Source organism: Streptomyces sp. MBT65, from assembly GCF_016612545.1.
GTDB lineage: Bacteria > Actinomycetota > Actinomycetes > Streptomycetales > Streptomycetaceae > Streptomyces.
Window position 1 is genome coordinate 19,834 of record NZ_JAENRY010000100.1, and the last position, 10,049, is coordinate 29,882.

Consider the following 10,049-nt stretch of genomic DNA (forward strand, 5'->3'; position numbering starts at 1 on the left):
AACGCCCCACCGACTCGACACGAACCGGACGGCTGCTGCCTTCACATCCGTTGACCCGTGTTCCGGTTGGCTGGACAGTCACGGCGGTTATGCCGACTCCCGGATCACCAGTTCGGTGGGCAGGATCACGCCGGCCGTGTCCTCGCCCGCGATCTGCGCGAGGAGCATTCGCACCATTTCGGCACTGATGCGGTCGTAAGGCTGGCGCATGGTCGTGAGGGCCGGGGTGATGGAGGTCGCCGCCGCCGAGTCGTCGAAGCCTCCGACAGCGATGTCATCCGGGACCGAACGGCCGGATTGTTGAAGGGTGTTGACGACTCCGAGGGCCATGAGGTCGGAAGCGACGAACACCGCGTCGATGTCGGGGGCCTGGGTCAGCAGGCGACGGGCCGCCTCCTCGCCTCCGGTGCGGCGGTAGTCGCCCTCCACGACGAGGGTCGGGTCGTGGGGCAGGCCCGCCTCGGCCAGCACGTCCCGGTAGCCGGCCAGGCGGTCGGGGCCGCCGGGGGCGTCCAGCGGGCCGGTGACCATGCCGATGCGGCGTCGGCCCCGGGAGATGAGGTGGCGGACCATCTCCTGGGCGCCGTCGCGGTCCGCGGCGGCCACATAGCTGTACTTGGACGCGGTGCCGAGCGGCTTGCCGCAGCCCACCAACGGGATCCCGGCGTCCCGGAGTTCGGCCGCCACCGGGTCGCCGCTGTGGTTGGAGACGAGGAGGACGCCGTCGACGTGGCCCGAGGTGATGTACCGGGTGAGGCGGCGGCGCTCGTCCCGTGAGGAGGCCAGCATCAGGAGGAGGGGGATGTCGTGGCGGGCCAGGTGTTCGGTGCAACCCCGCAGCAGGACATTGAAGTTGGGGTCCTCGAAGAACTTCTCCTGCGGCTCGGTGAGGAGGAACGCCACCGAGTCCGACCGTCCGGTGCTCAGGGAGCGGGCGTGCCGGTTGACGACGTAGCCCGTCTTCCTGATCGCCGTCTCCACGGCGGTGCGGGCGGCCGGTGAGACGTAGTGGCCGCCGTTCAGGAACCGGGAGACGGTCCCCCGGGAGACGCCTGCCTCCCGGGCCACGTCGTGGATGGTGGGCGGTTTACGGCGTCCGCTCGGACTGGTGGTCATGGTCCTCGTTCTGCCGGTTCAGTGGGGGGAGTTGGAGCGCGGTACCTGTCTCACGCCTTGACCGATCCGCTCAGCAGGTCCAGCGACCAGAAGCGCTGGATCACCAGGAACAGCGCGATCAGCGGCAGGATCGCGAGGAAGCAGCCCATGATGACCAGGGTGTAGAGCGCCGGTTGGGAGGCGCCCTGGGACAGCAGGGTGTAAAGGCCCAGCGTGAGCGGGAACTTGGTGTCGTCCGCGAGCATCACGTACGGCAGCAGGAAGTTGTTCCAGATGCCGACGAACTGGAACAGGAACACCGTGATGAGCCCCGGCATCATCATCGGCACCGCGATCCGCGAGAAGATCCGCCACTCGCTCGCGCCGTCCATGCGGGCGGCTTCGAGGAGTTCGGTGGGCACGGCGGCCGCCGCGTAGATACGGACGAGGTAGACGCCGTAGGGAGAGAGGATCGACGGCAGGAGCATCGACCAGTACGAGTCGGCCAGGCCCATTTTGGACAGCAGCAGGTACTGCGGGACGGTCAGCACGATGCTCGGGACGAGGACACCCGCCAGCATCAGCTTGAAGACGAACTCCCGTCCCCTGAAGGCGAATCGGCCCAGTGCGTAGCCGCCGGCGGCCGAGACCGCGGCGGAGAGCAGGGCGCCGAAGCCCGCGTAGAAGAGGGAGTTGGCCATCCACTGCCAGTAGATGCCGTCCCGGTAGGAGCTCAACTCCTTGAGGTTGTCGAGGAATCCGGTGCCCGGGGAGAACGTGAACGTGGAGAAGAGTTCGCCGCGGCCCTTGGTCGCCGCGATGACCACCCAGACCACGGGGATCAGGCAGTACAGCGAGCCGAGGACCAGCACCAGGGTCGGCACCCAGGCGGTGCGCTTGGGCCGGGTGTCGGCGGCGGTGAGGGTGAGGGGGGTCATGCCCGGTCCTCCCGGGTGTAGCGGTCGGAGACGCGCAGCAGCGTGAAGGAGACCAAGAAGGTCGCCAGGGCCAGCACCACCGCGGTGGCGGAGGCGCCGTAGATGTCCGACCTGAGGAAGGCGGCGTCGTAGATGGCCATCAGCGGACTCCACGAACCGGAGAGGCCGTTGGTCAGCGGCTTGAGCGCCATGGGCTCGGTGAAGACCTGGAGCGTGGCGATGACCGAGAAGAAGAACGTGAGCACGAGGGAGGGCAGCACGATCGGGATCTTGATCCGCAGGGCGATCTTCAGGTCGGAGGCGCCGTCGATCTTCGCGGCCTCGTAGATCTCCTGCGGGATCGCGCGCAGGGCCGTGTAGATGACGATCATGTTGAAGCCGGTGCCGCCCCACACCGCGATGTTCGCGAAGGACAGGTACAGGTTGCCGCCGTCGAACAGGTCCGGCTGCGGGAGGTCGAACTCGCGCAGCAGGTAGTAGAACGGGCTGACCGCCGGCAGGTACAGGAAGCCCCACATCAGGGCGGCGATGATGCCGGGGACGGCATACGGCAGGAAGATCGCGAGCCGGGCGAACTTGGCGCTGCGCGCCTGCGGGGTGTCCAGCATCAGCGCGAAGACCAGCGCCAGACCGAGCATCGTGGGGATGACGATCAGGCCGTAGCCGAAGGCGCGCAGGACGCTGTGGCCGAACTCGGAGTCGTGCAGGACGTCGGTGTAGTTGCCGATGCCGTTCCACACCTGCTGGCGGGCGCCCTTACCGAGGCCGATGCCCTTGACCTGGACCTTGTGGAGACTGAGCCACACCGCGTACCCGATCGGCACGACGGTGAAGGCGGCGAACAGGAGCACGGCCGGTGCGAGGAACCAGTACGGCGCGCTGCGGCCACGGCGGCGGATGCGGCGGGGGCGGACGGTGGTGGCGGTGCCGTCCGCCAAGGGCCCGGCCGTCGTGCGGCCGGAGCCCTTGAGCGGAGTGGCGGTCATGCCTCGGTCACCTTGAAGCCCTGCTTCTTCATGTCGGTGAAGGTCGCCGACTGCATGGTGGCGAGCGCGGTGTCGAACTGGGCCGCCTTCTTCGCCTTGCTGGCCTTGCCGAACGCGTCGCTGAAGGTGTCGTAGGCGACCTGGACGTTCGGGCCCCAGGCGGAGGCGGCCGTGGTCGCGGCGATCTTGGCGGCCGTGTCGTAGAAGTCGGTCTGGTTCGGGAAGAACGCGGGCGGGGTGAGCACCGAGCCGGACTGGCCCTTGGTGGCCGCCGGGTAGATGGCGACCTCCTTGACCAGGGCGGCCAGCGCCTCCGCGTCGGTGTTCAGCCAGGTCGCGAACTTGGCGGCGGCCTCGGCGTGCTTGGAGTCGGTGGAGACACCGGTGGACGAGCCGCCCCAGCTGCCGGTGACGCTCTCGCCCGCGCTCCACTGCGGCAGCGGCGCCATCCGCCACTTGCCCTTGGTGTCGGGGGCCGAGCTGATCAGAACACCGGGCGCCCACACGGCGGAGACCCAGGCGAGGTGGGTGCCCTTGTTCAGGGCGCTGCTCCAAGCCGGTGTGTACATCGGCTGGTTGTCGATCGCGCCCTCCTGGACGAGCCCGCCCCAGAAGTCGGTGACCTTCTTCGTGGCCGCGTCGTCGATGCCGACGGTCCACTTGCCGCCGCTGCCCACGGTCCACCACTTGGCACCGGCCTGCTGCGCCAACCCGGCGAACAGACCGGGGTCGTTGGCGGAGAACGTCGTCAAGTAGGCGTCCGGGACTGCCTTCTTGGCGGCACGGGCGGTCTTGGCGAAGTCGTCCCACGTCGTCGGGACGGTCAGGTTGTGCTTCTTGAACAGGTCCTCGCGGTAGAAGAACATCAGCGGCCCGGAGTCCTGCGGTATCGCGTACACGGCGTCGGTGCCGAGCGTCACCATGGCCCAAAGGCCCTCGGCGAACTCGGACTTGGCGGACTTCGCGTACTTCGAGATGTCGGCGAGCACGTCGTTCGAGACCAGCGTCGGCAGCGACTGGTACTCGACCTGGATGAGGTCGGGGGCGTTGCCCGCCTTCTTCGCGGTGATCAGCTTGGAGACGATGTCCTTGCCGGCCGCCTGCTTGGACACGGTGACCGTGATGTCCGGGTTCTTCTTGTTCCAGATCGCGGCGACCTTGTCCATGTTCGGCGCCCAGGACCAGTAGGTCAGCTTGACGGGCCCGCTGCTCTTGCCGGAGCTGTCGTCGGAACCGCCGCAGGCGGCGAGGGTGCCGGTGAGGCCGACGGCTGCTGCCCCGGCAAGGATGCCGCGCCTGCTCAACTGGTGGCGGTAGATCGACATGTTCATCTCCCCTGACTGAGTGCGAGCCGGTCCCCGATGTCCCATCGGAGGTCCCGCATGCCCCGCACGGCTCTGTGACCGTGCACAGTAGAGAATTGTTTCGGACCCTTGTCAATGGATGTCGCCTGGGGTTACCTACTTGTTGCTGATGGGTGTGAGCCGCGAACATCCATGTGCACGATCACAGAAACAGCCGCGTTTCGGCTACAGACTCCCGGGAGTGAACCCATGCCGTCCTCTGCCCCGCACGACCGTCTGCCGCTCGCCTTCGGAGGTGACTACAACCCCGAGCAGTGGCCGCAGGAGGTCTGGGAGGAGGACGTACGGCTGATGCGGGAGGCCGGGGTCACGGCGGTCTCCCTCGGCGTCTTCTCCTGGGCCCGGATGGAGCCGCGGCCGGGTGAGTACGACTGGGAGTGGCTGGACACGGTGATGGACCTGCTGCACGGGGCGGGCATAGCCGTGAACCTCGGCACGCCTACGGTGGTCCCGCCGGCGTGGTTCTACCGCGCGCACCCCGACGCCCTGCCGGTGACGCGGGAGGGCGTGCGCCTCGCCTTCGGCTCACGGGGCGCGATCTGCCACTCCAACGCCGAGTACCGGGCGGCGGCGGCCACGATCACGACGGCCCTCGCCGAGCGCTACGGCAGCCACCCGGCCGTGGTCCTGTGGCACGTCCACAACGAGTACGGCGCCCCGGTGCTCGCCTGCTACTGCGAGGTGTGCGCGGCGGCTTTCCGGGTCTGGCTGCGCGAGCGCTACGACACGGTCGGCGCCCTCAACCACGCCTGGGGAACGGCGTTCTGGGGTCAGCAGTACGGCGACTGGGAGGAGATCACCCCGCCCCGCGCGACCCCGTCCGTGTGCAATCCCACCCAGCAACTCGACTACCACCGCTTCGCCGACGCCCAGGCCCGCGCCAACTTCGTCGCCGAGCGGGACATCCTGCACCGGCTCTCCCCCGGCGTGCCCGTCACCACCAACTTCATGGTCGCGCCGAGTCAGGGCCAGACCGTCGACTACTGGGCCTGGGCGAAGGAGGTCGACCTCGTCACCAACGACCACTACCTGATGACCGACGGCCGCCGCACCCATGTGAACCTGGCGCTGGCGGCCGACCTGACGCGTTCGGTGGCGGGCGGGGGTCCGTGGCTGCTGCTGGAGCACGCCACGTCCGGGGTCAACTGGCAGCCGTACAACCCCGCGAAGCGTCCCGGTGAGATGGCCCGCAACTCGCTCGGTCATGTGGCGCGGGGTTCCGAGGGCGCGATGTTCTTCCAGTGGCGGCAGTCGCAGTCGGGCGCGGAGAAGTTCCATACGGCGATGCTGGCGAACTCCGGTACGGACAACCGGGGTTGGCGTGAGGTGACGGAACTCGGCCGCCGGGTCGGTGAGTTGAGTGCGGCGGGCCTGCGCGGCACCCGGACGCGGGGTGACGTGGCGATGGTGTGGTCGTGGGACTCCTGGTGGGCGCAGAGCCTGGAGTGGCGGCCGAGTCAGGATCTGGACGCGCGGGAACGGTTGGACGCGTTCTACGAGGCCTTGTACGACCGGCACTTGACGGTCGACTTCCTGCCGCCGACGGGGTTGGGGAACCTGGACCCCTCGCGCTATCCGCTGCTGGTGGTACCGCAGTTGTACTCGGCGCCGGCGGGAGTGGGCGCCGATCTGGAGCGGTACGTGTCGCGGGGCGGGACGGTGCTGGTCTCGTTCTTCTCCGGGATCGTCGACGAGAACGACACCTTGCATGCGGGCGCGTATCCCGGGGCGTTGCGTGACGTACTCGGCCTGACCGTCGAGGAGTTCGACCCGCTGCTGCCCGGGGAGACGATCTCGGTCCGGGGTGCGGACGGGGCGTCGTACACGGCGGATCTGTGGTCGGAGGTCGTGATCCCGGGTGCGGATTGCGAGACGGTCGCGGTGTTCGCGGACGGGCGTACGGCGGGCGGGGCGGCGCTGACCCGGCATGCGGTGGGGTCGGGGGCGGCCTGGTACCTGGCGACCCGGCTGACCGGTGCCGACCTGGCCGCCGTGGTGGACCTCGCCCTCGCGGACGCGGGGATCACGCCGGTCGATCTGCCGCGCGATGTCGAACTCGTCGTACGGGAGGGCGAGTCGGGGACGTTTCGCTTCGCGGTGAACCACACCGGGGGCGAGGTGAAGGTGGTGCTGCCGGACGGGAGTCGGGCGGCGGTGCCGGGGGGTGGGGTGGAGGTGTTCCGCGACCCGCGCTGACCTCGGCTCGCGTACCTCCCCGGCTCAACTCGCTTGTTTCTTTTGTCTCTTGGGACACTTACCGAAGGGAAGCTCTGTGATGCGCAGACGCAGTGTTCTTACGGCGGCCGGAGCGGTTGGTGCCGCAGCGCTCGCGATGCCGGTGCTGGGCGCGGCGCCCGCGATGGCCGCCGACCGGCGCCGGCTGGAGATCCGGGGGATGGACATCTCGTCGCTCCCCAAGGACGAGGCGTTCGGCGCGGTGTACCGCCGTGCGGACGGCCGTCGGGACGACCCGATCCGCATCCTCGCGGATGCCGGGGTGACCCACGCGCGCCTCAAGGTCTGGGTGAACCCGGCCGACGGCTACAACAACAAGAAGCACATCCTCCCGCTGGCCAAGCGGCTGCGCCGGGCCGGGATCGGCATCTGGGTCGACTTCCACTACTCCGACACGTGGGCGGACCCGTCGCACCAGACCAAGCCGGCGGCCTGGGCGGACCTCGATGTCGCGGGCCTGACGAGGGCGGTCTACGACCACACCGCAGACGTGCTGGGCGCGTTGCGCCGCCAGGGCACCCCGGCCGACCTGGTGCAGATCGGCAACGAGATCAACGGCGGGCTGCTCTGGCCCACGGGCAAGAACTGGGGTGACGACGCCGGGGGTTGGGGCAACCTGACGACGTTCCTGAAGGCGGGCCTGACGGCGGCGCGCGACACCACCCCCCGCATCCGCACGATGCTCCACATCGCCTCCGGCGGCGACAACGGCACGTCCCGCTGGTGGTACGACAACGTGGTGGCCGACGGGGTCGACTTCGACATCATCGCGCAGTCGTACTACCCGTTCTGGCATGGCGCCCCGGCAGCGGCGGCGGCCAACTTGGCGGATCTGGCGGCGCGTTACGACAAGCCCGTGCTGATCGCGGAGACGGCGTACCCGTTCACGTTGGAGAGCGAGGACGCGACGAACGACATCATGTACGACCCCTCGCAGCTCACGGAGGGGTATCCGGCGACCCCGGCGGGCCAGGCGGCGTGGTTGCGCACGGTGGCGGACCTGATGGTGGACGTGCCGGGCGGAAAGGGCCTCGGCTACTGCTATTGGGAGGGCGTCTGGACGTACCGTAAGGGCGACGGCTGGGACCCCACCGACCCGACGTCCGGCAACGCGTGGGAGAACCTCGCCCTGTTCGACTTCGATGACAAGGCGCTGCCGGGGTTGAGGACGCTGGGCCGCTACCGGTCGTGAAGCAACTGGGGTGACCTGTCCGGTGTTCGTCCGGTGCTGTCTTGACGGGTGGGACAGTTCGTACGGGTAGGGGCCGTCGCGGCGGACGGTCGTACGACGGAGGGCGCGGGATGAGTGTCGGGAGTGAGCCGGAGCAGCTCAACGGCGAGGCGGACGAGCCGGGTCGGGAGGTCGACCCGGACGACGAGTGGGGCCTCGCCGTACTCTCCACGGTGGGACGGCAGTTGACGGGCGCATCCACCCCCTGCCCCACCTCCACCCCTCCCCAAAAGCGTCGTACTCAGGGCTGAACGGGCTGTCCAGGAGCCCGAGTCGGGTCATAGTGCGCGCGGGCGAACGCGTCGTTCGCACGGTGGACGGTGTCGGGGGCGGGCGGCGCCGGCCACACGCTGAGGGTGTGCTCCTCCACCGGGGTGTCCTCCGCGTGACCGGCGCCTTCGTCGCGTCCCCGTGCCTGGACCCGGACGCGGTACCAACCCGCCCCGGCCGTCGCGAAGTTGCCGGCGTCCTCCTCGACGTCACCGCCCCACCGGAACAACCACAAGCTGCCACTCGTGCTGTAGATGCTGACGTCCACCACGGTCTCCCACTCCTCGCCCGGGAGCGGTGGCTCGTCCGCGGACTGCCGAGTGGTCAGGCGTATCCAGCCGGTGTGGGTGCCCGCGAGCACCGTGAGGTGTTCCGGGCCGCCTGCCGCCAGGCTGTTCCCCGCGAAGATCCGCCGGACCGTGTCGGAATCGTCGTACTCGCTGAGAAATTCGTCGCCCTGGAGGTAGTACTGCCGGTAGGAGACGAACATGCGATCCGAGGTCCACGTCGTGCAGCGCATCCACCGGATCATGCACTGCCCCACTGACAACGGTGATCTGCCGGTGCCCTCGGGAGGGTGAACGCCGGGCGGTGGCCGTATGGCACGGCAGGCGACGGGAATCGTCCCTGGACGAGCGACGACCGCGGCGCCGGGCGTCCGCCCCGGATGCGAGGGGCCGGGGACGGAGAACACCGATGGCCGACCCGTTGACCGATGCCGAGCAGGAAGTGCGGAAGTACCGCGACCTGTTGCGCGACAACCCGCAGAGCCCGGAGCGGAGCACCTGCCGCAACGCTCTCGCGGACGCGCTGTGCGGCCGGCCGGCGCCGCTGCTCAAGCAGATCCGGCCGCCGGAGGCCGAGGCCGCCGCGCGTGAGGGCATCGCTGGTGGGACGACGGCTGGCACGACTGGTACACGATCCCCCCGAGCATCACCCGGAGATCGCGCAGGCACGCTTCGAGCAACTGACCCTCAACGCGGGGGTCTCCGACCCCTACTTCCGCTACGTCCAGGACAACATCCGCACGGGCGACTACTGACCGGGGCCCGGCCCGCCCGGGACCCCTCGGCCCGCATCATCTAGGCATGTTCACCCCCGACCGGCGCGACCGCACCCGCGCCCGACTCCTCGCCCGCGCCGAGGCCGACACCTCCGTCGTCGGCCTCGCCCACACCGGCTCACTCGCCACCGACACCGGCGACCGCTGGTCGGACACGGACCTCGTCCTGGCCGTACGCGGGGAACTCGACCGGACCGTGCGACGCTGGACCGCGTGGATCTACGACGAGTTGGGCGCCCGGCACCACTGGGACCTCGGCGTCGGCGGTACGAGTGTCATCCGGGTGTTCCTGCTGCCGGAGTGGGTGGAGCTGGACCTCACCTTCGCCCCGGAGTCGGAGTTCGGCGCCCGCGGCCCGGCCTGGCGGACCCTCTTCGGCACCCCGCACCCACAACCGCGGTTCCCCGCCCCCGACCGCGACACCCTGATCGGCCTCGCCTGGCACCACGCCCTGCACGCCCGCATCTGCCTTGAACGGGGCCGCAGTTGGCAGGCCGCGCACTGGATCAACGCCCTGCGCGACCAACTGATCACCCTCGCCTGCCTACGCCTCGACCTCCCCACCGCCTACTCGAAGGGCGCCCACCTGCTCCCGGACGAGATCACCGCCCCACTGGAATCCACCCTGATCCGCTCCCTCACGGAACCAGAACTCCGCCGCGCCCTGACCGCGACCATCACGGCCACGACAGCGGAACTCGACCGCTCCGACCCCCAACTCGCCGCCCGCCTAAGCCCGATGCTCACGGAGTTGACGTAACACATGGGCACAGCCGCCCCCATCGACCTGACCCCCGTCCCACCCGGCCAGGTCACCCTCTCCGACCGCCGCACGGAACGGAGTTGGACGGTCGACCTCGCCCCCTT

Annotated in this window: 9 protein-coding genes and 1 pseudogene; 5 read left to right on the top strand and 5 right to left on the bottom strand. The window is 69.5% G+C overall.

The genetic code is table 11. The features are described 5' to 3' along the window. Positions 1–87 precede the first annotated feature (87 nt). Genes JHN63_RS23165 through JHN63_RS23180 form a run of 4 tightly spaced genes read right to left on the bottom strand, consistent with a single transcriptional unit; the run spans position 88 to position 4,350 of the window. On the bottom strand, positions 88–1,116 hold the full coding sequence (locus JHN63_RS23165) for a LacI family DNA-binding transcriptional regulator (RefSeq protein WP_200683438.1): 1,029 nt from the start codon (positions 1,114–1,116) through the stop codon (positions 88–90). 50 nt (positions 1,117–1,166) lie between these two features. Further along, positions 1,167–2,033 carry a carbohydrate ABC transporter permease gene (locus JHN63_RS23170; RefSeq protein ID WP_200683439.1) on the bottom strand — a complete coding sequence of 289 codons (867 nt, stop codon included), beginning with the start codon at positions 2,031–2,033 and terminating at the stop codon, positions 1,167–1,169. After that, positions 2,030–3,019, bottom strand: coding sequence for a carbohydrate ABC transporter permease (locus JHN63_RS23175; RefSeq protein WP_200683441.1), 990 nt, complete (start codon positions 3,017–3,019; stop codon positions 2,030–2,032). The genes JHN63_RS23170 and JHN63_RS23175 overlap by 4 nt, the downstream gene beginning before the upstream one ends. Continuing rightward, positions 3,016–4,350 carry an ABC transporter substrate-binding protein gene (locus JHN63_RS23180; RefSeq protein WP_200683444.1) on the bottom strand — a complete coding sequence of 445 codons (1,335 nt, stop codon included), beginning with the start codon at positions 4,348–4,350 and terminating at the stop codon, positions 3,016–3,018. The genes JHN63_RS23175 and JHN63_RS23180 overlap by 4 nt, the downstream gene beginning before the upstream one ends. A gap of 222 nt (positions 4,351–4,572) precedes the next feature. Between JHN63_RS23180 and JHN63_RS23185 the strand changes: the two genes are divergently transcribed. The 3 genes and pseudogenes from JHN63_RS23185 to JHN63_RS54330 form a co-directional block, all read left to right on the top strand. Then, positions 4,573–6,579, top strand: a complete 2,007-nt coding sequence (locus JHN63_RS23185; RefSeq protein ID WP_200683445.1) for a beta-galactosidase — start codon at positions 4,573–4,575, stop codon at positions 6,577–6,579. A gap of 79 nt (positions 6,580–6,658) precedes the next feature. Then, positions 6,659–7,810, top strand: coding sequence for an arabinogalactan endo-1,4-beta-galactosidase (locus tag JHN63_RS23190; protein WP_200683447.1), 1,152 nt, complete (start codon positions 6,659–6,661; stop codon positions 7,808–7,810). A 110-nt stretch (positions 7,811–7,920) separates the two neighbouring features. Next, positions 7,921–8,037, top strand: a pseudogene (locus JHN63_RS54330) (transcriptional regulator); the annotation flags it as partial. Positions 8,038–8,090: 53 nt separating this feature from the next. Here JHN63_RS54330 and JHN63_RS23200 read toward each other — a convergent pair. Further along, complete coding sequence (locus JHN63_RS23200) at positions 8,091–8,639, bottom strand: hypothetical protein (protein WP_200683449.1); 549 nt, start codon at positions 8,637–8,639, stop codon at positions 8,091–8,093. Between the two features lie 354 nt (positions 8,640–8,993). Here JHN63_RS23200 and JHN63_RS23205 point away from each other — a divergent pair, with 354 nt between their 5' ends. Both JHN63_RS23205 and JHN63_RS23210 read left to right on the top strand, forming a co-directional pair. Next, complete coding sequence (locus JHN63_RS23205; RefSeq protein ID WP_200683451.1) at positions 8,994–9,161, top strand: hypothetical protein; 168 nt, start codon at positions 8,994–8,996, stop codon at positions 9,159–9,161. 46 nt (positions 9,162–9,207) lie between these two features. Then, positions 9,208–9,942, top strand: coding sequence for a hypothetical protein (locus JHN63_RS23210; protein ID WP_200683453.1), 735 nt, complete (start codon positions 9,208–9,210; stop codon positions 9,940–9,942). The last annotated feature ends 107 nt before the right edge of the window (positions 9,943–10,049 follow it).

Coding starts and splice junctions, on each gene's coding strand:
- JHN63_RS23165 (WP_200683438.1), bottom strand. CDS start 1,116: ATGACCACCAGTCCGAGCGGACGCCGTAAACCGCCCACCATCCACGAC.
- JHN63_RS23170 (WP_200683439.1), bottom strand. CDS start 2,033: ATGACCCCCCTCACCCTCACCGCCGCCGACACCCGGCCCAAGCGCACC.
- JHN63_RS23175 (WP_200683441.1), bottom strand. CDS start 3,019: ATGACCGCCACTCCGCTCAAGGGCTCCGGCCGCACGACGGCCGGGCCC.
- JHN63_RS23180 (WP_200683444.1), bottom strand. CDS start 4,350: ATGAACATGTCGATCTACCGCCACCAGTTGAGCAGGCGCGGCATCCTT.
- JHN63_RS23185 (WP_200683445.1), top strand. CDS start 4,573: ATGCCGTCCTCTGCCCCGCACGACCGTCTGCCGCTCGCCTTCGGAGGT.
- JHN63_RS23190 (WP_200683447.1), top strand. CDS start 6,659: ATGCGCAGACGCAGTGTTCTTACGGCGGCCGGAGCGGTTGGTGCCGCA.
- JHN63_RS23200 (WP_200683449.1), bottom strand. CDS start 8,639: ATGCGCTGCACGACGTGGACCTCGGATCGCATGTTCGTCTCCTACCGG.
- JHN63_RS23210 (WP_200683453.1), top strand. CDS start 9,208: ATGTTCACCCCCGACCGGCGCGACCGCACCCGCGCCCGACTCCTCGCC.